The sequence below is a fragment of the Caldithrix sp. genome (assembly GCF_056497305.1).
Window position 1 is genome coordinate 68,090 of record NZ_JBSMDE010000004.1, and the last position, 24,675, is coordinate 92,764.

Sequence of the window (24,675 nt, forward strand, 5' to 3'; positions counted from 1 at the left end):
TATTGCAAATTATCTTAACATATCAGAGTAAAACTATGCAAAGCAGCACAATTTGCTCCCCCTTCCCTTAATTATAAAGAAGGGAAGGGGGCCGGGGGGTAGGAGATTCATCACAAAAATTTTCACATCCCGTCGTGGACAAAGGAGAAAATTCTTTTGCTGCTTTGGTACGGCAATCGTTGAATGGTTAGATTGTTGAATTGTTGAAGAGTTGAAGAGCTTAATAGCTGAATGGACAATCCTGTTGCTTTACATGGTGGGTGTTAGCAATCCATGCGAAACATTCCAATCCTTTCGGCGTTCATAATGTATTGGTTAAGCTACTCAATTTAGGCATTGAAATAGATTTGAATTAAAATTAATATCCTTTTAAATTCAATCCTTTATATTAAGCTTAAAAATGGAGGAGGTTTCTGAGAACCAATTGTTACGCTAATTTTATTGATTGATGTTAGATTGAATGGGTATTGAAAACGGTTTGAAAACATTTTTGGTTTTTAAAAAGAATCTTCTCCATTGGAAGTATTTGACAATTATATTGTCATTAATGACTTTTAGCGCAACGGCACTGGCCCAGATTGGTATTCAGGTACCGCCACCTCCCCGTACGGTCCGTCTGTTTGAACCAACCATTGAAGGGCTGGCCAAGCTAAAATACGATTCCACACTATTTTTTAAACGGCCCGGCGCGTTCAGACGTGAAGTAACCATGGACTCCAGCGCAAAATTCATCTCCATTCGTGAAAAAATTGGGGAAACCGATCTCTTTCTGCCTGCTGTGGTGGACCTGGAAACCTACATGAAGTTGCGTTTAAAACACGATACGCAAAAGCTGTGGCGCCAGGCCATTACCTACCAGTTTGGTCAGCAAACCGAAAGTGGTTTTGGGGCCATAAAACTGGACATCCCGCTTCATATCAAAAGCAAAGCCTTCACGCGCATTTTTGGTTCCGACCGCATTGGGCTGCGCGTAACCGGTAATATCTCTTTTGATCTCTCTGGTCGAAGCGAAAAACGCTCTGGATCGGCCATTTCTGCTCTGGAAAATCAAAATACATTTAGCCCACGCTTTAAGCAGACTCAGCAATTTACTGTGGAAGGGAAAATTGGCGACAAGGTAACGGTTTCCGTTGAGCAAAACAGCGAAGCCACGGTGGATATTGAAAACACCCTAAAACTGCGTTACGACGGCGATGAAGATGAAATTGTACAGAGCATTGAAGCCGGAAACATTTCATTGAGTTTACCAGCCACCAAATACGTGATCTTTGGCGGTTCCAACAAAGGTCTTTTTGGATTAAAAGCCAATTTGCAGATGGGGAATCTGTACATGACCACCATTGCCTCCCTGGAGAAAGGTCAACAACAGGAGCTGACCATCAGCGGAAGCGCCAAAGAATCCAGTACCACCATTCGCGATTATGAGTTCATCAAAAATCGCTATTTCTTTGTGGATAATTTTTATCGCGACCATTTTGAAGACGGCTTAAAAGACGATCCACAAACTTTTTCCTTTGTCGGTGGCACCGAAATTTTGCAATTGGAAGTCTGGGTTTCGACCAGTTATGCCGATGACGGGGTGCGCAGAGGAGTGGCTACGGTGGATCCATGGTCTTATCTGGATGAGAACTTAAAATATCAAAACATCGATCTGGATACGGTGCAAACCAATGAACGTACCAAACAAACGGGCTACTTCAGACAGTTGCAGGAAGGCAAAGATTTTTACTACGACAAGTACCGCGGCTTTTTCTGGTTAAACCAGAACATAGACAATAATCAGATATTGGCGGTGGCCTATGCCACGGCCCAGGCTTTTAGCGATCCTAATGTACCCACTGTGGGTACGCTCAGCGAAACCCTGCAGGACACAAGCCAGGCGGTGATCCTCAAGTTGATTAAACCGCGGCAAATTCAACCGTCTTACGAAGAAACCTGGCCCCTGATGATGCGCAATGTGTACTTTTTAGGGGGCACGAACATTGAAAAAGATGGCTTTGAACTGCGTATTGAAAATAACGTAAACGGCACTCACCAGATCTATCCTGAAGGCAGCGACAAAACCTATTTGAACTTGTTGGAACTGGACCTGCTGGATGAAAACGGAAATCGTGTGGAAGGCGGCGACGAAAAAGTCGATTACAATCCTTACACCATAGATTTTAAAAATGGTATTTTAATTTTTCCCTGTCTGCAGCCCTTTAATCCGGAAAAAGGCAGTCGCTTTGAAGGCCGTTTGCCAGAAAAAGACCTGGTTGACATGTACCGCTTGAACAATTCGAACAGCTCGGAATTTGTAAAGCGCAGTAAATTCGAAATCATTGTCACCTCAAAAAGTACAAAATCCACTTTTGATCTTGGTTTTTACGTTCTGGAGGGCAGCGAGGTTGTAACCCTGGGCGGACGGACGCTGACGCGCGATAAGGATTACATCATCGATTATTTTACTGGCCAGTTAACCTTACTTTCCGCTGAGGCCAAGCGCAGCAGTTCGAACATTCAAATCAAATACGAACGGGCCAATCTTTTCCAGCTGGACAAAAAGACGATCTTTGGCACGCGCCTGGAGTACCGTTTTTGGGACAAATCCTTTATTGGCTTTACAGCCCTGTACATGAACAAGAGCACTCTGGATCAGCGCGTGCGCGTAGGGCAGGAACCGTTTCGTAATTTTGTATGGGATCTAAATGCATCCTTCGATTTTGAACCGCGGATCATCACGCGCCTGCTGGATAAATTGCCGCTTGTGGAAACCAATGCCGATTCGCGTATCGAAATCGAAGGCGAATTTGCGCAGGTGCTGCCCAATCCCAATACCCTGAACAGCAACAGTACCGACGATAAAGACGGAGTGGCCTACATCGACGATTTTGAAGCCAGTAAACGCACCACCACCCTGGGCATTCGCTACCGTACCTGGTCCATGGCCAGTTCGCCGGTCATTATTCCTAAATTGGGCGATCAGCCGATCAATGTACTGGATGCCGACCGTGCCCGGGCCCACATTGTCTGGTTCAATCCTTATCGTCAGGTGCCTATTAAAGACATCTGGCCCAACCGCGATGTTAATGCCCAGACCGGTCAAACCACCGATGTGCTGGGGATTGATATCTGGCGCGATAAGGGCAGCGATCCGGACAGCGCCTGGGCCGGCATCATGCGTTCCACGGCTTCATTCGCCAATCAGGAAAAGACCAAATACATCGAATTGTGGATTCTGGGCAATCAGGGTACGGTGAACATCGACATCGGCCAGATCTCGGAAGACTGGTATGTGCGGGGCAAAAATGTTCGCGGCGAGGACAGTTATGGTAGTCTGAATACAGAGGACAAAAACAACAACGGCTTGCTGGAAGAGGAAGAAGATGTGGGCCTGGACGGAATTCCCGATGGGAAACCAGGCGATGATCCGGATGATAACTGGCGCGAACCTCAATTGAACGCCTGGAACCGCTATGACGGCGTGCTGTACGATGGTATTAACGGAACAGAGGGGAACAGCAAGTCCCGCGAAGCCCATTATCCCGATACCGAAGACCTGGATGGCGACGGTCAGCTTTCCACCACCAATTCCTATTTTGAGTACACCTTTTCTCTGGATGAAAATTCCGGCGATGAAAACGCCAAAAAATGGCTGGTGGGCTCCACAGAGAAAGGCTGGCGTCAATTTCGTATTCCTTTAAAAGAATTTACTAGAGCCATCAATAATCCAGACACTACGTTCCAGCAAATTTTGAATGTCCGTTTGTGGTTTAGCGACCTACCAGAAGAGGAGCGTACGCGAATCTTAATTGCCACTTTTGATTTTGTGGGCAATGAGTGGGAAGAAACGGGTATCGCTCAGGATGAAACCTCGCGCTTTGTCAAAAATGATTCGGTGTTTACCCTGGCTGTTTACAATACCGAGGAAAATGTGGAAGAGATTCCCGGCGGCCCGGAGCCCTACCATTCGCCGCCTGGCGTTACAGGGGTTCGCGATCGGATTACGCGTGCGCTTTCAAAAGAACAATCGCTGGTCATGCGTTTCTTTGGTCTGCAACCCGGGCAGATTGCAGAAGCCCGCAAACAACTGTATCAGAGAATGAGTCTGGTCGATTACAAAAAACTCAAGCTCTTTGTCCATGGCGACCGCATGTTGCCCGCTGAACCGCCGGAATACAATGAACAGGGCGTGCCTCTCTCGGCGCCTTCGCCCATTCGTTTCTATTTACGCTTTGGTTCCGATGACAAAAATTACTATGAATATGGTCAGGATATTTACGCCCATTGGCATCCGGAAAACAATATTGAGATTGATCTGGATGATCTGGCAGCCATTAAAGCTGTCGATTCACTGAACATCGGTACCGTGGACAGCCTGGTCTTTTTGAAAAAATTACGGGGCCGCGTAGAAGCCTATTACAAAGCCGTAGGTAAACCAAGTCTGAATACCATCCGCTATTTTGTGATCGGCGTGAAGCATCGCGGAGATGAGCCCGGCCGCGATAATACGCCCTTTACCGGTGAAGTCTGGCTGGATGAAATGCGCCTTTCGGAGGTGCGTAAAATTAAAGCCACAGCCATGCGCCTTTCTACCAATATGAAATTTGCCGATGTTTTTAATTTTAACGCCCAGTGGGAAAGCAAAGACGCCGATTTCCACAATGTTAGCAAACAATTCGGTACCGGAAATACGGATGAACGGCAGAACTATTCGGCTAAATTGTACTTACACAAATTTTTGCCCGATTTTCTGGATTTGTCCATTCCTGTTGACGGACGCGCTTCTTTTAGCCGAAGCATTCCCAAATATGTGGTTAATACCGATCAATTGACCCATTACCAGAATGATACCTTCGGGAAGAAATTAAAATCGTTGTTTGGCTTAAGAAACCTGCCCGACGACCTGCAAACCATTACCACCAAAAGCGAAGTGTTTGGCATCGGCACCACCATTAAAAAACGGTCCAAATCCAAGTTCTGGCTTTTTCGCTACACCGTGGATGGCATGACCCTGGATATCGACTATTCGCGGAAAAAGAGCAGCAACTGGGAAACCGCCTTTAATCGTTCCGAACTGCTCAAAGAATCGTTTGTCTATTCCATTCCTTTTGGGCGTAATAATGCCATTGAACCGTTTAAATTCTTGAAAAAAGTGCCCCTACTGAAAAAACTCAGTACGCAAAAAGTGTTTTATACACCCTCCAATGCCAGTTTTAATCTGAGCATTTCGAACAATAAAAGCGAGTTATTGCGCAGAAGTAATCCCAAATTAAATGTAACGCGCAACTTAAACACGTCGCGTTCTTTTCGCTTAAGTTACAAAATGCTAAACAGTCTGGATTTTTCCTATTCGCGCAATTACACTTCAGATGCCGATGTCAAAGGGTACTCCCATAAGCAATTGATCAATCGTATTTTCAGCAAGGGGGATTTTGGGCTGAATACCAACATCCGACAGCAATTTCAGAGTAATTACAAACCGACCTTTACCAACTGGTTAAAACCCAGTTTTAGTTTTAGCAGTAATTTTACTTATCAGCTGGTCATGCCCAATGAGTATAAAAATGCTTCCAATTCCATAAACAAAAGAGTGGATCTGAATTTTAGCCCGGGCGAATTTATTAAATCGATCTACACACCCAAAAAGAAGGCCAGCAGTACAAGAAGGCGATCAATAGCCAGCCGACGACGTCGCTCCATTCGTAAAAAGACCCCGGAACAAACCGAACAGGTGCCTGAGGAGAAGAAAGAAGAAAAGAAGAAATTTTCTTTCCCCAATCCTCTGATGTGGGTGTACAACACCATAGCCAGCTGGAGCAATGTGCGAACCAGCATCTCTCAAGACAACCGCGTTCAGCACCGTTATCTGGCCGGTATGCCGGACTGGGAGTACCAGTTTGGTTTCAAACGCAGTCCAGGCATTCCACAGGATTCCACATTAAACGTGAATCTGGTGGGCCCTGTAGAGAGCAAGACCCTTTCTGTGAGAACGTCAACCAGCTTTAAAATTATGAGTAATGTACGCGCCTCTTTGAACCATGATCTGCGCTCGCAGGAAAGCCGTTCGGATTACGGTAAGGCTGGATCGGGGAGTAAATCCACCTCTTATTTTTTCGTAGGAGATGATCCGAAAAGTAAATACCATGGCTTAGCTTCACTGAATGCCTTTATTCCGGATTGGAATGTGCAGGTCAGCGGACTGGAAAAGATGTTCTTTTTTCCCAAATTTGCAAAATCGATCAGTTTAACCCATGCCCATACCAGCAAATACACCGAGAATTTAACTCTAAAACTGGGCGGCGGATTCATACCTTCCACGCAAACTTTTACCAATGCCTGGCAACCGTTGGTGGGCGTTAACATTTCGACCAAATGGGGCGTCACCGGTACCATCCGTTACACCAGCACAACCAATTTCTCCTATTCCAACAGCGGCGGTGCCACTAAATCGGAACAGACCAATTTTAACCTGTCGCTCAGCTACGCCAGAACACAGGGCTTTCGCATTCCAATCTGGCCCTTCAATAATAAAAAATTGAAGAACGAAATCAATTTTAATCTGACCTTTGACGCTTCTTCCAGTAAAACCTTTCAGCGCCAGTTTGGAGAAAAGAAATTCGTGGAAAAGCAAAGCAACAGCAACTGGAAATTGCGCCCGGCTGCTACCTACCGTTTCAGTTCGCGTGTACAGGGTAGTCTGTTTTACGAGACCGGCGTTTCCAGAAACAAAATTTCCGGCAAATATTCCTACAATGAATTTGGCATTACCGTCAATATTGCCATTAGAGATTAACACGAGGAAAATAATGAAAACAAAAGTTTTATTCCTGATTTTTGCATTGAGTTTGCCCTCAGTGTTATTGGCGCAGTTCAATAGTCAAAGAGCCTTTCAATACCTTATCAAACAGGTGGCCTTTGGGCCTCGGACGCCAAATAGCCAGGGCCATGAGCAATGCCTGAAATTTTTACACCAGGAGTTCAAACAGCAGGCAGACACGGTGCTATTGCAAAAATTTGAATGGTACGATGCGTTTCACAAGAAGAATTTAAAACTCACCAATGTAATCGCCGTTTTTCAACCGCAAAAGCAACGCCGCATCTTTCTGGCGGCGCACTGGGATACCCGTCCCCGCGCCGATAATGACAAGCCTGAAAACCGCAACAAGCCCATTCCGGGCGCTAATGACGGGGCCAGTGGTGTGGCTGTTTTACTGGAAATCGCCCGAGTCTTAAAACAGAATCCGCCGGCCAATGTGGGTGTGGATCTCATTCTGTTTGACGGGGAGGACTATGGCCGCCAGGGACATCTGGAAGAGTATTTTTTGGGCTCGCGTCACTTCGCCAGGCATTACAGACCATTGAAATTGAATCATGAGTTTGGTATTTTGATCGACATGATTGGGGACGCCAATTTAACCATTAAACGCGAAGGCTATTCGGTAAAACATTTGCCCTGGCTGGTGGATCGGGTCTGGCAAACCGCGCAGAGTTTAGGCTTTTACGAATTCAGCGATCAATTTTTGGGCTATGTGGATGACGATCATGTACCGCTGCTGGAAGCCGGTATCCCCTGTATTGACGTCATCGACTTCGACTATCCTTACTGGCATACGTTACAGGATACGCCCGACAAGTGCAGCCCGCAGAGTCTGGGAATTGTTGGACAGGTATTGTTGGAAGTGATCTATGAACAATAAGTGGATTTCCGTAAAGGTACTGGCCGCTCCTTTTTTACTGGAATCGCTCTCGGCCCCTATTTTTGCCCTGGGCGCTCAGGGCGTGCAGGAAGAGGAGCAGTATTTTACCATCTTTTTCGCTGAGCACGACTGGAACCAGGACGTGTACCTGACCTTGCTGAAATTGCTCAAAGAGGTCTGGCCGGATTTTGAAGAATCCAGATTAATTGTAGAAACGCACAAAACGGAGAACTGGCTGGAAAACTGGAAAGAAAATTTTAAACCTTTCCGCATCGGTCAATCGATCGTTGTCATTCCCGATTGGGAAGAGTACCCGCCGGCGTCCGATGAAATCGTTCTGAAAATAGCGCCGAAAATGGCTTTTGGCACCGGCCATCACGAAACCACGCGACTCTGTTTACAGGCCATGGAGACCCATTTTAATCCTTCGATGCGTCTGCTGGATGCTGGAACGGGCAGCGGTATTTTGAGCATCTTTGCGGCTAAAAGGGGAGCGACCGGCATCATGGGCGTGGATAACGATCCTCAGGCCATCGAAAATGCCATCGAAAATGCCCGTCTGAATGGCGTTGAGGACAAAATTCGATTTGCGGTTCAGGATGTGGCCCTGCTGTCTTCCGGTGCCTTCGATTTTGTGGTGGCTAATATTTCACGAAATATTTTGTTGATCCTGGCCAAAACCTGGCCGCGGCTTCTGGCGCCCGGGGGACAGCTGCTCCTGTCCGGCTTTTTAAAACAGGATCAGAACATAATCGAAAAAAAATATCTTGCCCGGGGATTTAAACTCGTAACAGCCCTGAGTCTTGGAGAATGGTTGGCGCTTTTGTTTCAAAAGGAAAAGGCAAGATGAACAATGGGCCTCTGGCGGTGATCGACCTGGGATCGCATTCGGTACTGTTGTTAATTGCCCGGAAGTTCAATGATCACCTGGAGCCGCTTTTAGAAGATTTTGCCATTAGCCGTTTGGGGCAGGGACTAAACCAGGGAGGAGAGCTGCAGGAAGACCGACAACGGGCTACCCTGGAAATTTTAAAGCGCTTTAAGGAGAAGGCTCTGGAATATGATTGCAGGGAAATCCATCTGCTGGCTACTGAGGCCATGCGCCGCGCTAAAAATGCTCGCACCTTTGCCCGGCGTATTGAGCAGCAGTTGCAGTTGCCGGTTACCGTGCTCACTGCGCAGCAGGAAGCGACCTACAGTTACCTGGGCGCCATTTCGGTGATTGAGGATTTTGAAGAACAATCGTTTATGGTTATTGATGTGGGAGGGGGCAGCACAGAAATTACCCTGGGCCATGGGCGAACAATCGAACAACATGCGTCGGCGCCAGTGGGCGCTGCGCGCCTGGCTGAATCTATGGGCTTTAAGGTCACGCTTTGCAGTAGCGATCGGCTGGGCCTGATGCAGATTGTGAAGAGCGAACTGCAAAAAGTGGATTTCTGGAATGAAATGGAACCTTCCAGAGTTTTAGTAGGGTCGGGCGGAACCATAACCACCCTGGCCGCTGTCCATCATCAGATGGAACGTTATGATGCACGGCGCATTAACCAAACGGTACTGGATCGGCAACAACTGTGGCGCATGTTTGGTCGGATCAATGCCCTGGACCTGTCAGAGCGCGTGAAATTGGCCGGTCTGGAAGCGGGCCGGGAGGATGTTTTAATCTACGGCATGATTATTTACCTGACCATTATGGAATTGCGTCAATTGCCGTGGATTCGCGTTTCGGCCCGTGGCCTGAGGTATGGATATTTGTTGTGAGAGGCTTTTATCAGAACATATTGGGCGACGGCGGAGGAGTAAATCCTTTGCCAGAACGCTGTTATTAAATTGAATTCCTGCGCTTCGGGGCTGGAGCGACCGAAGCGCTTTAACGAGTCAAATGAGGAGATGTGATGCGAAACCTATTTACAATCAGCCTGATTTTAATCGGATTGATGTTGTGGCGCTGTGACGATGGCGCAGGCCCGGACAAGAAAGAAAAAAATGTACCAGGTAAAATTCTGTGGGTCCATGTTCCGGACAGTATCCAGATTCCGCCGGCCGGCTATTTTAATAAAGCGCTGGTCACCGCAGCCGTTGAAGATTCTAATGGCCTGGATGATGTGGACTCGGTTTATTTTTATTCCAGAAAACCGGACGGTACTCTGGCCAATCAGGGCCGGCCACTGGTCATGGTCGATAATGGCAAATCCTTTAATATCGCTAATCCATGGGAGCAAGCCGGCGATGAAAAGGCCGGTGACGGTATCTATTCGTTAACGATTTTAATTGACAATTCCGCTCAGCCCGGACGCTACTATTTCACTTTTTACATGCGGGATAAAGCGGGTAACCTGTCCAACAGTTTAGTTGATTCAATTGAGGTAGTGCAGCAATGAAAACAAGAACATTTCTTTTACTCATTATGGTGATATTCTGGAGCGTGCAGCTTCTGGCCCAGGCCATGTTTAAAACCTCTTTCAATCTGGTCCGGGATGAACAGCCCTTTTCCGGAACGCTTTACGGCAATGGCATTGTGGATCTGGTAGCCAAAGATTCGATTTTGTGGGTGGCTACCGGTTACGGTTTAAGTAAGGCGGTGTACAACCCTCAGACCAATGATTGGCAGTGGCAAAGTTTTACTGAAAAAGACTACAAAGGCAAAGGCGGCGTTTCGGCTTTTGGCTACATGGATGAGCACACATTCTGGATTGCCACCGCCTTTGACACCCTGACCCGCGCCTCCGAAAAGAGTTTGCCCGCAGGCAGCGGACTGAGTTACACCAGAGATGGGGGAAAAACCTGGGTCCATGTGCCCCAGCCGGTGGATGCGGACACGGTTGAAAACTACGCGCCCACCACAACGGTCATCCAGAATTTGATTTACGATATAGCCTTTGTAGATAGTACCATCTGGATTGCCAGCTTTGGCGGTGGGTTGCGTCGCTCGGATGACATGGGCAAGACCTGGCAGGTGGTGACCACCGATGGTAAATTTTTCTCCAGTTTACAAAATTTGAACCATCGCGTTTTTTCACTTTTAGCGGTGCATGATACCCTGTGGGTGGGCACAGCCGAAGGCATCAGTAAATCTGCGGACAATGGCCAAACCTGGCAGCGCTTTGTTTTTGAACGGGACAATCCGCAATCGATTTCGGGGAATTTTGTGGTGGCTCTGGCCTATCAGCCGGCCAGGAACGCCGTGTGGGCGGCAACCATCCAGGCTGAAGATACCAGTGAATTTCGCGCTGTAAGTGTTACCTACGATGGCGGAAAGACCTGGCAACGCTTGCTGGCCGATGAAGATATTTTTGCCCACAACATCGCTTTTTACAGGGAAGAAGCTTTTGTGGCGGCCGATAAGGGCATGTATCACTATTTGCCGGCGGAACAACGCTGGGAAGTGATCACTGAAATTCAAGATTTTGATTCAGGCAATGAAATTTTTCAGCCGGAATACTATTCGGTTGCCGTGCAAAGCTGGAAAAACTTTGATTTTATCTGGCTGGGCAATGCCGATGGATTAGCCGTAAAACAGTGGAATGATCCTGCGAGTAACTGGCGTGTAATCCGTTCTTTTGTTTCTACAAAAATTCGCCAGAAGCCGGCCGTTTACGCCTATCCGGTGCCCTTTTCCCCCAGTCGCCATCAGTTTATTCGCTTTGAATATGACCAGGATAAGCCCCTGGATGAACCGATTCGCATTTACGATTTTGCCATGGATCTGGTGGCCGAATTACCGGCATCCGCTTTAAAACCCAAGTGGGATGGCACCAATTCCAGCGGGGATGTGGTGGCCAGCGGCGTTTATTTTTTCCGCGCTAAAGTAGGGGGTAAGGTTACCTGGGGTAAAATAGTGGTTGTTAATTAAGGAGTGCAAGAATACGATGAAAAAGTTAATCATACTGTTCTGGAGTAGTCTGTTTATTTTAAGCGGGGGGCAACAGGCCCTGGCCGGTAGTAATGGCGGTTACGCCGGAGCCTTTATGCGATTGGGACTTGGGGCGCGCCATCTGGCGCTGGGCAATAGTTCCGTTGCCGCTCCGGTGGATGCCTATTCGTTCTATTACAATCCGGCATTGAGCGCTTTCCATGAAAAGCGCATGTTCACCCTGTCGCACCGTTTTATGTCGCTGGATCGCAAGTTTGATTTTATTGGCTTTGCCAGTAAAATTCCGCCGGACGCCGGCTTTAGCGTGGGCTGGATTCACAGCGGAGTTGATCAGATTCAAGCTTACAATTTAATTGGAGAACAAACCGGTACTATTGGGCACAGCCTGAACGCCATCTATTTTAATTTTTCGCGGATTTTTGCCCGGCGGCTGGCTTTAGGGTTGACCATTAAACACATTCGTGAAAGTCTGGATTTTGGCAGCGATGCCTACAATGCCAGCGGCTGGGGCTGGGATTTTGGAGCGGTGTTTAGACTGAACGAAAAACTCAGGCTGGCAGCCAGTTTACGGGATGTGGCTTCTAAATTAACGGCCAACACCGAAAAGCTGTTTGAGTTCGGTGGTACTACGGTGTTCAATTTCCCCAAAATCTGGAGCCTGGGCGCTGCCTATCAGACGCCGTTGCCCTGGTTAAGCGTCAATTACGCCTTTGTGGCAACCAGCCATCAAAAGGAACAACACCTCGGCCTGGAAGCCACATACCAGAACATTCTGGCCTTGCGTCTGGGCTACAATAAAGATCAGTTGACCTTTGGCGCTGGAATGGGATTCACGCTGTGGAAATTTTTCTCCACACTGGATTACGCTTTTGTTCCTTCGGTTATTGACGAAGGCGCCAGCCACGTTTTTTCCTGGCAATTTTATCTGAATTAGGGGTAGGACATGCTTCAGAAAATTTTGAGTGTACTCTGGATATTTTTGTTGAGCGCCGTGATTTTGGGGCAGGAGAAAGCTGGCATGGCCTTTTTAAAGTTGCCGGTAGAAGCCCGCTCGGCGGCCATGGGAGAAGCGGCCACCGCTCTGGCCGGCGACGCCTCGGCCATTTACTGGAATCCTGCACTGTTGAGCGAGAATCAATCGAAAAGCCTGGTGTTGATGCACAACGCCTACCTGGCCGACATTGCCCAGGAATTTGTAGCCTTTCAGTTCCTGCAGGGCAGGCACAACCTGGGCCTTTCGTTAAATTTGATGAACATTCCAGGCATCGAGATTCGGGGGGATCGCCCTACTAAAGAACCGGCAGGCACCACAGAAGCCATCAATTTAGCGGCTTCTGTGGCTTACGCTAAAAAAGTCAAAAACAACTGGGCGCTGGGGTTGAGCGTAAAATATCTTTACGAAAAATACTATTTGCAGGATGCTTCCGGCTGGGCCATTGACCTGGGACTTTTCAAATCCGATTTTTTGATTAAAGCCCTGGATTGGGGAGTCACACTGCAAAATGCAGGTAAAATGCAACCTTTAGAGGTGCAGGCCACGCCTTTGCCTTTGATGCTAAGGAGCGGCCTTGTGTACCATTGGGCAGGAGTATTGAACCATCGACAGCTTCAGACTACCATGGATGTGGTTTACCTGATACGCGATCAAAAGATGCACGTACACGGCGGTTTGCAGGCGACCCTGCTCAAATCGTTTGTGGGGCGTGCGGGGCTCAGTTTTGACGGCAATACGTGGAGGTACAGCCTGGGCTTTGGCCTTCAATACGGAGCCTACCAGCTCAATTACGCCTTTTCGCCCTATCCTTATCATCTGGGGAATTCCCACCGTTTTTCGCTGCATTGGCTGTTTTGATTCGGGCCCAGAGCCAGAGACGATTGGAATCTTTCCGCCTGGCGGCCTGTTCTGAAACAGGCCTCAGGCCTCTACCTTCCGGAAAAAGGAACGGACAATCCTACCAGAATGGCAGCCCGCAATCCACACAAAAGGAGCTGAAACAAAAACATTCATTTATTAAACGCTTTTTTGAAATTACCACTTGTTAATGTGGATGCGTTTGGGATTGTAGCGCTCTTCGGGCTCTATTTTTCTGGCCGGGTAGCCGACTGCCACCAGACTGATGGGGATGATGTGCAACGGTAGCTCCAGCAACAGTTTTATTTTTTTAATGCGCTCTTCGCGGGGGTAAACCGCAACCCAAACTGCTCCAAGGCCGGAACCGTGGGCTGCCAGCAAAATATTTTGCGTGGCCGCTGCGCAATTCAGGGCCAGATAGCGATCATTGCTTTCCAGGCCTAAATCGCCGCAAACGGCAATGGCCAGCGGGGCCTGGTAAAGCATCTTGGCATAGGGATGAAAATCGGCAATTTCGTTCAATAGATTTCTGTCGTTGATAATTAAAAAATGCCATGGTTGTTTGTTGTGGGCCGAGGGAGCCTGCATTGCTGCCCGCAGTAAATTTTCAATTTTTTCCTGTTCAACACTCTGGTCTGCAAAATGCCGAACACTGCGACGCATTAAAATGGCTTCCAGAACTTCCACGTTCTTCCTCCAGATGTAGCGTTTTTTTTGTTTGTTACCATTAATTTAGAAAATGATGGACAAAGGTACAAGATGGCGGCCACAGGAAATAAAGCATTGCCAGGGATACAGAAAAGAACATTTTTAAATTACGAATTACGAATTTTTTGAAGTCGCGGGCTTTAGGCCTGGGGTGGCGAATAGCGACTCTGGAGAGTCGCACCACGAATTGCCGTAGGGACGGTCGAATCCTGGCGGATCAGTTACAAACGTGGGCGTAAATTTCGCTACAACCTTGTGTTTTTGTTCAAGCGGTGGTTGTGTAAAGCGAGTTTGCAACTCGCTTAGCGACTCTGGAGAGTCGCGCTACCATTTATTGTCGCGTTGGGGCGGTTGAATCTTTCGAACTGGGCAGGTTACATAGCCGGGCTTCCTTGACTGCTAACAGCCCTGAATTGACAAATTCAATCAGATTTTGAGCAAAACCTTGCCTATACTCTGGCGGGATTCAATAAATCGATGCGCCTCGTAAGCCTGTTCCAGCGGAAAAATTTTACCAACAGCCGGACGAATGTTGTGTTGAAGCACAAATTCGCGCAAACGGTTAAAGCAGGCCATGGTGCGTTGCTGGTCTTTAAGCAAATAACCTAAATGAAAAGCAAACAGGCCGATGGATTTGTGCGACATGGTTGCAATGTCAATGCGCGGTAGATCTTTCCACGTTTTGTACCAGGAAAACGGGTTCCACTTTTTCAGATTGAAACTGGCAAATCCAGCCACCACCATGCGTCCGAAAAAACGCATTAAAGAGAGATTCTTTTTGTAGATATCGCCGCCTACCATCTCCAGGACAACATCCACACCGCCAGCCAGCTCTTTAATCGTCTGATCGTAATCTTCATTTCGGTAGTTAATAGCCTGGCTGGCGCCAATTTTTTTGATGAAATCCAGTTTCTTTTCATTGCTGGCCAGCCCAATGACCGTACAACCTAACTTTGAGCAGAGTTGAACGGCGGCGCTGCCCACGCCCCCGGCGGCCGCGGTAATCAACACCGTTTCCTCTTTTTTGACTTTGGCCATCTCGAACAGAGCTACCCAGGCGGTCATGTAATTGACCAGAAAGGCGGCGCTCTCCTGCATGTTGAATGGTTCCAGGGCGGGCAAAGCCAGATGCTCCGGCACTACTACCTTTTGGGCATAACAGCCATATTTGGCGCCTACCATCACGCGCTGGCCCACGCGTTCTTCATTTACACCCGGGCCCACTGCTTCGATGTAGCCGCTCCCTTCCATGCCAGGAATGTAAGGGCCTTTGGGTTTCCAGCCGTACAAGCCCTTGCGCGACAATATTTCCGCATAGTTTACACCGGCATATTCCAGCTTAACGCGCACTTCGCCCGGGCCGGGAAGCGGTTCTGGCGTTTCCTGCAATTTTAAAATTTCCGGGCCGCCTTTGCCTTTTAATAGTATGGCTTTCACGATTCAAACTCTCCCTTTCTGGTAAAGCGATCCAATAATGAATAAACGACCGGCACAATAAAAAGCGTTAAAAACGTAGAGGTCGTCAAGCCTCCCACAACCACAGCGCCCAGCGGCTTTAACGCCTCTCCTCCCTGGCCCAGACCCAGGGCAATGGGCAACATGCCAAAGACTGTGGTCAAAGAAGTGATGAGTATGGGACGCAGCCGCGTGGCGCCCCCTTCGATGATGGCTTCGTTTTTAGACAGACCTCTTGCTCTCAGTTGTCCGATGTAATCTAATAATAAAATACCATTATTTACAACAATTCCTACCAACATGATGCTTCCCAAAAAGGCGTTGGTGCTGATAGCCGCGTTAAAGATGAACAGCCCCAGCAAAACGCCAATGATGGCCAGCGGAATGCTTAGAGCAATGGTAAAAGGGTGAATGAACGAGTTGAATTGAGAGCCCATGACCACGTAAACCAGGAAAATAGCGATGAGCAGAGCATTGGCCAGACTGGTGAAGGATTCTCTAATGCCTCGGGACATCCCCCCATAGGTGATGAAATAACCACCTGGTAGGCGCAACTGATCCAGAGAACGATGCACTTCATCGGTTACGGCTCTGCGCGAACGTCCCTCAATATCGGCCAGAATTTGCACTGTGCGTTGTTGATCAAAATGTTTGATCTCGCCCGGACTACGATCGGCTTTTACCTTTACCAGACGGCTAAGCGGAATGGCCTGTCCCTGCCTGGTAAAAACCGGCATCTGCAACAGCTGATTAATATCTTGCAAAGATTTTTCTTCCAATTTTAAGATGATATCATATTCTTCTCCGTAGGCGCTGAAACGCGAAACAGGATTGCCCAGTACGGCGCTGCGCAGGGCGCCGGCAATTTCTGCGTAAGGAATGCCTAAATCCGCAGCCTTTAAACGGTCGATTTGTAGCCGGTACTCAGGAAGACCCTCCGCTAAAGACGAGGAAATGTTCACCACCCCGGGGATGCGTTTGATGCGAGCCAGAACGCTGTCTCCCAGGCTTTTTAAAATTTCTAAATTACCCCCACTGATGCGGATATTGATCGGTTGTGTTTGCATGCCCGCCGTAACGTCAATCTGTTTGACTGTGGCCTTTAGCGCTGGAAAAGTATTGCAATAAGCGCGAATGGCCGACATCACCTCTTCCATTTTTCCCGCAAAACGGGGCTTAACGTCCACGGTTATTTTGGCCGAATTGCTCTTGTTCTCGCCGATGCGCACCGATTGCCCGACAATGCTGAAGGTCTTTTCAACCTCGGGCATGGCCAGTAGCTTTTGTTCAATCTGATCAGCAACCTGTAAAGTCTGTTCCAATTTTGTGCCAACCGGCAATTCCAATTGCACTTCAAACTGTCCCTGGTTGATGGCTGGCAGCAATTCCACATCCAGGCCCGGTGCAATAAATACAATGGTCAAAACTAACAGAAGCGTGGCAAACAGCAAGGTGAGCGCCCGATGGCTCAAACTCCAGGCAATGCCCTTTTTGTAATAGAGGGTCGCTTGTTCAATGGCAGCCTGCCACCAGGCAGAAAGCCTGCGTAAGCCACTCTGTTTTTGATCGACGCGCATGAGTTTGTAGCTGAGCAGCGGGACAACGGTCAAGGCCACAATGATGGCCAGAGTCAAGGCAAAAACAACGGTCAGGGCTAATTCGCCCAACAACACAGCGGCCAGCCCGATCAGGAAAGCCAGAGGTAAAAATACGACAATGGAGGTAAGAGTCGAGGCCGTAATGGCCATGCCCACCTCTTGTGTGGCCTTTAACACGGTCTGGAAGCGGTTATCCTTGCCCCTTTTTTGTAGATGTCTGAAAATATTTTCCAGTACAACCACCGAAGAATCGACAATCATGCCCACGCCCAGGGCCAGACCGCCCAGAGAGATGATATTGATGGACAGGCCAAACCAGTTGATGAGCAAAAAGGTGGCGATGATGGAAAGGGGAATGGAGAGGGCAATGATGAGCGTGTTGCGCACGCTGCCCAGGAAGAGGAAAATAACGATGGCCGCCAGAACGGAGCCGATTAGAGCATTGCGCACTACATTGCGAATGGATTTTTTAATGAAAATCGATTGGTCTTCGATGACCTTGACCTTTATGTCCGGTGGGAAAATGGGTTTTAAATCTTCCAGCAATTGTCGTACCTGATTAACCATGGCCACCGTATTGCCACCGCTTTTTTCACGGATGCTTAAGCCCACGATTTCCTGACCGTTTAGTTTGGAAATGGTCAATCGTTCTTTGCGTTTAAATTGCACGCGGGCAATGTCCTGTAAATAGATGGGCAGGCCCGCTTTGTAACCGACGATGAGTTTTTTAATTTGTTGTAAATCGGTGAATTTACCTTGTAGTTTGATCAGTTGTTCGTTAAATGCGCTGTTCAGCTTGCCGGCGGTCACATCTAAATTTTCGCGGGCAATGGTGGCGGCCACTTGCGACAATGACAGACCGTAACGATACAACTGCTGAGCATCCACTCTGATTTCAACGTTGCGTTCGAAGCCGCCGAACAGGATAGCCGTGGCTACATCGGGCAAACGCAAAAATTGATTTTTGATCTTTTTATCCACAAAGTCGCGGATTTCATCCAGGCTTCGTGTGGAGGAGTAAAAACCCAGCTGAATGCCGGGCGGGATGAAATCCTGCACCTGCAGAATTTTGGGTTCCAGCGCTTCTCTGGGAAAACTACTGCGCGCCCGATTGGTTTTGTCCTGGACATCCAGTTTAGCCTGATCAAAATCTACGCCCCATTCAAAACGCACCATTATGCGACACACGCCGTTCTGACAAATGGTTTCCAGCTCATCCAGATGGTCTAAGGTGCTCAATTCTTCTTCCAGCGGTTTGGCGATCTGCTCTTCAATCTCTTCCGGCCCCACGCCCGGATAGGGAACGAGTACCACTACCACAGGCGCTACAAATTCCGGCCAGAAAGACACAGGAATATTGGGAATGGAGAAGATGCCCAGAACAACCAGAGTTACCGTGATCAAAAACGTTGCAACGGGTCGTTTAATAGAAAATTCTGTAAGCTTCATTGTGTTTCCTCTGCTACTACTTGTACGCCTTCATCCAGTAAATTTTGACCAAAAACAACGACGTTTTGTCCTGGACTCAGCCCCTGGCGAATCTCAATATGGTTGCCAAAAATGTTGCCCACATCAACCAGCTGTTTGTGCGCCACCTGATCCTTGATGGTGAACACGAAGTATTCCAGCCCGGATCGCACGAGGGCGTCGATCGGAATGGTTAAAGCGGTTCGCTCTGCCAGTGTAAAATCAGCGCTGACAAACATATTGGCTTTTAGTTCTAATTGGGGATTGGCAATGGTTAAATGCAGGATCAGGCTGTGCGTCTGCGGATCGTTTTGCGGTAAAGTTCGAAAAACATGCGCTTCAAATTTTTGATCGGGCAAGGCCATAAAGTGCACCGGAACAGGATGTTTCAGATTGAGTGAACTCTGCCATTCTTCAGGGATTTTGATCTCAATGAGCAGCGGATCCAATTGCGCCAGACGGAGCAAGGGCTTCTGAACCGTTACGCTGGCCCCTTCTTCTGTAAAATCCTGTAAAATGATTCCAGCCATGGGGGCTTTTACCTCATGATCGGCAAATTCCATGCCCGGAATGTCCTGACGCACCACGGCCAGCACCCCGTCTTTGCTGATCGATTGCCCCAGGGCGTAAAACTTTTTCAGAACGCGGCCGTTAACTTTGGAAAAGACATCGATGGTTTTAAAAGGCTTGCTCAGGCCATAGGCCGTCTTAATCTCTTTAATGGTCTGCTGTTTTACCCGGCTCACCGTAACTCTGGGAAGTCGTTTAATCTCCTTTGAGTCGGATTTTGTGCTTTCCGCCTTTTTCTGACAGGAAATAGTGAGACTGAAAATCAGCAAGGCAATGAGTCCAAAACGCATGACAATTCTCCTGCTTTACATTTGATCCTGAAAAATGGAAAAATTACCGGCCGCTTTGGCCAGTTCGATTTTACTCAAGATGTGGCTAAAAACAGCCTGCCAGTAACTCATTTCGGTTTGCAGCAAAGCTCTTTGCGCATCCAGCAAATCCAGGGAAGAGATCATGCCCTGATTGTATTGCTTTTGTGCCAGTTCCAACGCCTGGCGGGCCAGGGCGATATTAGCCTTCTGGGAAGCGATTTTTTGCGCAGCCTGCTGTAAGGAGATCAACGCCTGACGAATTTGCAAGGAGATGTTGGCTTCAATCTCTTTTTGTTGTTCGCTGAGGGCCTGGGCGCCGTAATACACGCTCTGCGCCTGGTAGCGCGCTGAAAAGCCATCGAACAGTGGCCAGTTCAATTGTAACCCGATGTTGTAATTGGTGTAAAATTTTTCGGGGTCCATGGGATTGAAGCCGTTCATCACAGAAAAGTTGGACACCAGGTCTAAATTGGGCCTGGTGGCGCTGGCTGCCAGATTTTGCTGAGTTTGTAAAACCGCCCTTTGTCGCCCCAATTGTTTTAGCTCGACCCGGTTTTGCCTGGCTAATTGAATTAAGTCAGATTCCTCCAGAGTCAATGGTTCGTATGTCAATTCGCCCATGGGTTCGATGTTGTTGTTTGAACCGGTCACTCTGGCCAGCAGAACCAGACTTTTCTGATATTCGGCGCGCATGGTCTCCAGACGGCTCTGTTCTGTTTTCAATTGCACCTGAGCCCGAAGGAGTTGCAATTTGGGCAATTGACCGGCGTTAAACCGTTTTTGCGTGATTTCAAAATATTTTTGTGTGCGTTGAACATTCTGTTCGGTAAGATGCAATATCTTTTTGGAGAGCAAGGCGCCAAAGTAGGCCTGCAATACCTGAGCCGTCAATAACGTTTTCTGTTTTTCCTGTTCTAAATTTTTGATTTCCAGATTTAGCCTGGCCAGGTGAATTGAATGATCAATACGCCACCAGGTGAACAGCGGCATTTGTAAGCGCAGATCAAGATTCATGCGGTTGGGAGTGCCAAAGGTGAATTTGCGCGGCGGTTCACCGGGTCTGGTGGAAAATTCGATGGTGGTCAGGCGACCTACCCGCGTGTAACCTGAACTAAGGAATAGGCCGGGCAAACGCTGGGCCTGACTGGCCTTCAGTTCCATGCGGGCGCCTCTGATCTGAAAACCTTGCGCCTTTAGCATGTGGTTGGCCTGATAGGCCGCTTGCAAACACTGCTTCAGCGACCAGCGGTCAGCCCCCTGAACTGAGGCCAGAAAGAGAAAAAGTAGTGGTAAAAGAAAATAAACGCTTTTTTTCATGATTCACCCTCTTGTGATTCGTTTTTTTCTTTTTCCAGAATGGCTAACAGACGATTGACAAGCGTGATTAATTCCTGAACTTCGTCCGGAGTTTTACCTTTAACCAGTTCTAGGTAGACTTCGACCATCCTGGCTTTGCGCTCTTCAATCATATTTTTTGCTTTTTTGCTGAGGTAGAGCAAGGTCTGTCTCCGGTCGGCAGGATTGGATTGGCGGACCACCAGGCTCTGTTCCTGCAGGCGCGTGAGCATTTCGCTCACTGAACTCTGAGCATTGCCCAGCCGTTGTTTAAGCTGGGTTACGGTCATTGGCTCATAATGGTAGAGCAACATGAGAATACGGTATTGGGCCAGAGAAAAATCGCCTATCTTAGAAACCTGTCCGGCTAAATGGTGTAGGTAATGCATCAGTCGTGTAAATCCGGCTGATAGCTGTTCTAACTGTTCTGGTTGTATCATTTCATCGTTTTCCGATCTATCGGTTTCCGATATTTTACAAAATTTTGATTGGAAGATCAAGAGAAAGTTGTGTAGAAGTACCTCTCAAAAGCAAGCAACCTGTTTCTTTCCTTTGACTTTCAGGCCTTTATTTAATAATTTTAAATGTTTAGCATTTCTGCGGAACGGATACTGAAAAATTACGTACAAAATGAATAGATTCATGAATTTAAGAGATTAATGAAAAAAATTATTTTAATCGTTTCTATTGTTATTTCCCTGGTGGGCATTACGTTTGTGGCTTTACCCTCCATTTTAAAAATTTCGGGTATGGACCGACCTCTCAAGGACTACCTGTTTAAAAAAATCCTGCAGGAAAAAAACATAGAGGTCGATCTGACCGATTTTAAGGTGGGGCTTGGGACTTTCGAATTGTCGAATCTGTCGGTTACTTCGGCAGGAAAGTCGTTTTATGTAACGATTCGATCCGTGCAATTTGTTTATGACCTGGCAAAACTTTTGCTGCATCCCCTGGATCCCATGCAGGCTTTAAGCGCCATTTCCATCATCGAGCCTCAAATTTTATTTTCCAGAGATTCCTCTGCCGTTGGTCAGGGAAGTTCACAGCAATGGCTAAAAGCGCTGGAGTTTGTGCAAAGGGTGGCCCGAGAAAAAGGAATTCAATTCTTTAGGGTCGAAAAGGGTAGTGCTGTTTTAAAATTAGCTTATGATAAACAGATTATGCTGGCCGATGATTTAAGCGGCATTTTAAAAACCACAGATTTTAATGTTTTTAAACTAAACCTGGACGGCAATTTATTAGGTAATCAATTGCAAAAAATTAATCTGGCCGGTGAGTTAGACCTGAAGCGCGAAAAATTTAAAATTCTGAATCATTTTAATCAGTTTCAGTTTAATCCTTCCGAGCTTTCTCGATTTTATCCGCAACTTAGCGCTTTACAGGCCAATTTAAATGGCTGGCTGCTCATCGAAAACGAGCCCAAAGACTATCGGAATGTGAAAATGAATGGGCAGCTCAGTGTGAATTCAGCTGCACTGCGCCTTGGCACAGTTCAACTCGATTCACTATCGGCGCGGGTCATTGTCAACGCCAACCGGCTTTTTGTCGATTCTTTACAGGCCCGAATGGCCAATGCTCCGCTGAAGGGTCGTTTGTACGTCAAGAATATTTTTCAACCGGACATTTCCGGCAATCTTCAGTTTGATGGGGTTCCGATTGCCAGGCTGTTCCCGAACATAAAAAACCCGATTTTGCAAAAGAGCCGCATTACCTTAAAAACATTTTTTCAATTTGATCTGGCTAAAAAGTGGTTAAGGCTTCGTGGAGAAGATGGGGTGCTGGCCTGGTACGGAGGCGTCCGTTTGCACGATGTTACCTTTGGCTTTCAAAGTTCTACTGATTCGATTCATTTAACGAATTTGCGGGCTCTTTACGGCCAACGGGACACGCTCCGTTTAAGCTTCGCTTTTTTTAGACCGCGTGCTCTGGCCTCGTTTAATATCTTCGCAAGACATTCAGGCGGACGGCATGTCATTCTAGATCGGCTCGATTCAAAACAACACGATATTCAGATCTCAGGGCAAATGAATTTCAAAAAAGAGACCATGCGCGGCACCTGGCGCTACACCATTTTCCGGAAAGCAGATTCTGTTTTAGCCTTGAAGGGAATTTTGTCTGGAACGCGCAAGAACGTGGCCATCAAGCTTTTGCGAGCCAATAAAAAGGATTTTAAAGCGCAATTAGAACTCAGCGATCTGTTTAGCAACTGGACCATTAATAACGGCCTTGTTCTGGAGTTGCCTCTTGAAAAGTTTACCACTATCGAAAGTTTACGCGACTTTTTTGAAAAAACACACACCTATTTAAAATTTTCGGGATCTTTTCGGCAGGGCATCTTTTCAGAGGTGGTCTTTTCAAGAAAAGGAGCCCCTGAAAATCGCGTGGAATTGCTGGCCAGAATTTCAAATCCTCTGTCGGAAACGAAAAGGATTGACGGCCAGTGCCGGTTAAAGAATATTACCGGCCATTTTGGATTTAATGTGTCGCCCGAAAAGATGGATGGCGGCTTCAATTTTCAAAATCAGCTGTCCGGCAATATCCATATCGATTTAAAAAAGTCCGAATATCTGGCCGGAAATCTCAACTTCCGCGATTTCAAAATCATAAAGGCTCTAAGCGATTCCATAGCGCCTGGCGATTTTAGATTAGAAGGCACATTGAACGGGCAGGTGGATTTGGGAGGGACGTTTAAAAATCCTCAAATTTCCGGTCAGATTTCCGGCGATCGTTTTGTTTTTAATGATGTTGGCTACTATCAGAGTTATTTAAAATTTGAAGCCAGTAAATCTGTGTTTAAATTAGATTCTTTATTTATAGCCATCAACAATTTGCCGGTTATTGCCGGAAAGGGATTTGCAGACATTAAAAACGATAGTTTAAACGCCCGATTCAGCGCGCAGGATGTTGACTTTGAACAGTTGTGGTTCACCTTTTTTAACACCAATCCCAGATTAACTGGTACCACGACCTATGACATGCAATTGAAGGGCTCAATGAAACGACCGGAGGTTTATCTCGATTTGCAAATGGAAAATGGTTATCTGGATCGCATTCCGTTTGATCACTTTTCGGCAAATGTGCGAAATAAATATCTGAATGGGGGTAGCATTTTAGATTTTGAACATCAGGCCATCGTTTTTGACCGGCTGGAAATGATTAAAAGAGAACGCTATGCTGTGAACGCCCTGGGAGAAATCCCTTTTGATCCCACCCAAAATCTGGATGTGTTTATCAATTTTAAGGGCGATCTTTTAGGCCTTATTCCCTATTACCAGCCCTTTTTCGAAAAAGCAGTTTCCGATGTGGATATGCATCTGGCCTTTGGCGGGAGCCTTGATCAGCTTCGCCTGAGTAGCGGCTATTTGCTGATCAACAAGGGCGAATTGTGGATGAAAAACGTGGCCAGACATGTGTCTAATATTTCTGGAGTGGTGGAGAAGAAAGGCGACTCGAACCAGATCAATATTATCAATTTGAGCGCTGAACGAGGCGGGGAAACGTTGACCATCAATACGGTGAGAGACATACGGCTGGCAGACGGCCGGCGCTTGCAACCCTGGTACATTAAGAATTTTGACCTGGACTTTGGCGTGTTGCAATTAACCACTACAGGCCACGGCGTTCGCCTGCACATCCCTGGTTTAATGGTTGAAGGCGATGAAGGCCGCCTGTATTTAACCGGCATGGCCAAAGGTGAGGATTTCTATTTTGCCGGGCCCTTAAAACATCCTGTGGCCCATGGTAAGGTGGTACTTTATGACACACGCTTAACCTTCCCCTTCCTCTCACAGGGCGCGCCTGTACAAAAGAACAATGCGGTTCTTAA

General features: G+C 47.5%; 15 protein-coding genes. 9 read left to right on the plus strand and 6 right to left on the minus strand.

The features are described from left to right. Positions 1-526 precede the first annotated feature (526 nt). The 8 genes from sov to ACWB0I_RS00625 all read left to right on the plus strand — a co-directional run bounded on the left by sov (position 527) and on the right by ACWB0I_RS00625 (position 13,405). Positions 527-6,775 carry a T9SS outer membrane translocon Sov/SprA gene (gene sov, locus ACWB0I_RS00590; protein WP_479386082.1) on the plus strand — a complete coding sequence of 2,083 codons (6,249 nt, stop codon included), beginning with the start codon at positions 527-529 and terminating at the stop codon, positions 6,773-6,775. A 13-nt stretch (positions 6,776-6,788) separates the two neighbouring features. Next, complete coding sequence (locus ACWB0I_RS00595) at positions 6,789-7,679, plus strand: M28 family peptidase (RefSeq protein ID WP_479386083.1); 891 nt, start codon at positions 6,789-6,791, stop codon at positions 7,677-7,679. Next, positions 7,669-8,529: a 50S ribosomal protein L11 methyltransferase gene (gene prmA / locus ACWB0I_RS00600; RefSeq protein ID WP_479386084.1), complete on the plus strand. Its 861-nt coding sequence runs from the start codon at positions 7,669-7,671 to the stop codon at positions 8,527-8,529. Before ACWB0I_RS00595 ends, prmA begins: the two co-directional genes overlap by 11 nt. Next, positions 8,526-9,440 carry a Ppx/GppA phosphatase family protein gene (locus ACWB0I_RS00605; protein ID WP_479386085.1) on the plus strand — a complete coding sequence of 305 codons (915 nt, stop codon included), beginning with the start codon at positions 8,526-8,528 and terminating at the stop codon, positions 9,438-9,440. The genes prmA and ACWB0I_RS00605 overlap by 4 nt, the downstream gene beginning before the upstream one ends. Before the next feature lie 134 nt (positions 9,441-9,574). Beyond that, complete coding sequence (locus tag ACWB0I_RS00610; RefSeq protein ID WP_479386086.1) at positions 9,575-10,060, plus strand: hypothetical protein; 486 nt, start codon at positions 9,575-9,577, stop codon at positions 10,058-10,060. Then, positions 10,057-11,532 (plus strand): WD40/YVTN/BNR-like repeat-containing protein, encoded by a 1,476-nt coding sequence (locus ACWB0I_RS00615; RefSeq protein WP_479386087.1) that lies wholly within the window; start codon positions 10,057-10,059, stop codon positions 11,530-11,532. Before ACWB0I_RS00610 ends, ACWB0I_RS00615 begins: the two co-directional genes overlap by 4 nt. A 16-nt stretch (positions 11,533-11,548) precedes the next feature. Next, positions 11,549-12,487, plus strand: a complete 939-nt coding sequence (locus ACWB0I_RS00620) for a PorV/PorQ family protein (protein ID WP_479386088.1) — start codon at positions 11,549-11,551, stop codon at positions 12,485-12,487. 9 nt (positions 12,488-12,496) lie between these two features. Beyond that, positions 12,497-13,405, plus strand: coding sequence for a PorV/PorQ family protein (locus tag ACWB0I_RS00625; RefSeq protein WP_479386089.1), 909 nt, complete (start codon positions 12,497-12,499; stop codon positions 13,403-13,405). 177 nt (positions 13,406-13,582) lie between these two features. Here ACWB0I_RS00625 and ACWB0I_RS00630 read toward each other — a convergent pair whose 3' ends face one another. The 6 genes from ACWB0I_RS00630 to ACWB0I_RS00655 form a co-directional block, all read right to left on the minus strand. Beyond that, positions 13,583-14,092 (minus strand): nitroreductase family protein, encoded by a 510-nt coding sequence (locus tag ACWB0I_RS00630; RefSeq protein WP_479386090.1) that lies wholly within the window; start codon positions 14,090-14,092, stop codon positions 13,583-13,585. Positions 14,093-14,539: 447 nt separating this feature from the next. Beyond that, positions 14,540-15,550, minus strand: a complete 1,011-nt coding sequence (locus ACWB0I_RS00635; RefSeq protein WP_479386091.1) for a quinone oxidoreductase family protein — start codon at positions 15,548-15,550, stop codon at positions 14,540-14,542. After that, a complete protein-coding gene (locus ACWB0I_RS00640; RefSeq protein ID WP_479386092.1) occupies positions 15,547-18,615 on the minus strand; it encodes an efflux RND transporter permease subunit in 3,069 nt (1,022 codons plus the stop codon). The genes ACWB0I_RS00635 and ACWB0I_RS00640 overlap by 4 nt, the downstream gene beginning before the upstream one ends. Further along, complete coding sequence (locus ACWB0I_RS00645) at positions 18,612-19,493, minus strand: efflux RND transporter periplasmic adaptor subunit (protein WP_479386093.1); 882 nt, start codon at positions 19,491-19,493, stop codon at positions 18,612-18,614. Before ACWB0I_RS00645 ends, ACWB0I_RS00640 begins: the two co-directional genes overlap by 4 nt. A gap of 15 nt (positions 19,494-19,508) precedes the next feature. Beyond that, complete coding sequence (locus ACWB0I_RS00650; protein WP_479386094.1) at positions 19,509-20,831, minus strand: TolC family protein; 1,323 nt, start codon at positions 20,829-20,831, stop codon at positions 19,509-19,511. Continuing rightward, the gene (locus ACWB0I_RS00655) at positions 20,828-21,289 is read right to left on the minus strand and encodes a MarR family winged helix-turn-helix transcriptional regulator (RefSeq protein WP_479386095.1); all 462 of its coding nucleotides are present in this window, start codon (positions 21,287-21,289) and stop codon (positions 20,828-20,830) included. The genes ACWB0I_RS00650 and ACWB0I_RS00655 overlap by 4 nt, the downstream gene beginning before the upstream one ends. 219 nt (positions 21,290-21,508) lie before the next feature. Here ACWB0I_RS00655 and ACWB0I_RS00660 point away from each other — a divergent pair. Next, positions 21,509-24,675 (plus strand): hypothetical protein (locus tag ACWB0I_RS00660; protein ID WP_479386096.1); only part of this gene is annotated, 3,167 nt, incomplete at its 3' end.

What these genes read in the sequence shown, in the direction of transcription:
- ACWB0I_RS00595 (WP_479386083.1), top strand. Translation starts at nt 6,789, where the DNA reads ATGAAAACAAAAGTTTTATTCCTGATTTTTGCATTGAGTTTGCCCTCA.
- ACWB0I_RS00615 (WP_479386087.1), top strand. Translation starts at nt 10,057, where the DNA reads ATGAAAACAAGAACATTTCTTTTACTCATTATGGTGATATTCTGGAGC.
- ACWB0I_RS00605 (WP_479386085.1), top strand. Translation starts at nt 8,526, where the DNA reads ATGAACAATGGGCCTCTGGCGGTGATCGACCTGGGATCGCATTCGGTA.
- ACWB0I_RS00610 (WP_479386086.1), top strand. Translation starts at nt 9,575, where the DNA reads ATGCGAAACCTATTTACAATCAGCCTGATTTTAATCGGATTGATGTTG.
- ACWB0I_RS00620 (WP_479386088.1), top strand. Translation starts at nt 11,549, where the DNA reads ATGAAAAAGTTAATCATACTGTTCTGGAGTAGTCTGTTTATTTTAAGC.
- ACWB0I_RS00655 (WP_479386095.1), bottom strand. Translation starts at nt 21,289, where the DNA reads ATGATACAACCAGAACAGTTAGAACAGCTATCAGCCGGATTTACACGA.
- ACWB0I_RS00650 (WP_479386094.1), bottom strand. Translation starts at nt 20,831, where the DNA reads ATGAAAAAAAGCGTTTATTTTCTTTTACCACTACTTTTTCTCTTTCTG.
- ACWB0I_RS00645 (WP_479386093.1), bottom strand. Translation starts at nt 19,493, where the DNA reads ATGCGTTTTGGACTCATTGCCTTGCTGATTTTCAGTCTCACTATTTCC.
- ACWB0I_RS00625 (WP_479386089.1), top strand. Translation starts at nt 12,497, where the DNA reads ATGCTTCAGAAAATTTTGAGTGTACTCTGGATATTTTTGTTGAGCGCC.
- prmA (WP_479386084.1), top strand. Translation starts at nt 7,669, where the DNA reads ATGAACAATAAGTGGATTTCCGTAAAGGTACTGGCCGCTCCTTTTTTA.
- ACWB0I_RS00640 (WP_479386092.1), bottom strand. Translation starts at nt 18,615, where the DNA reads ATGAAGCTTACAGAATTTTCTATTAAACGACCCGTTGCAACGTTTTTG.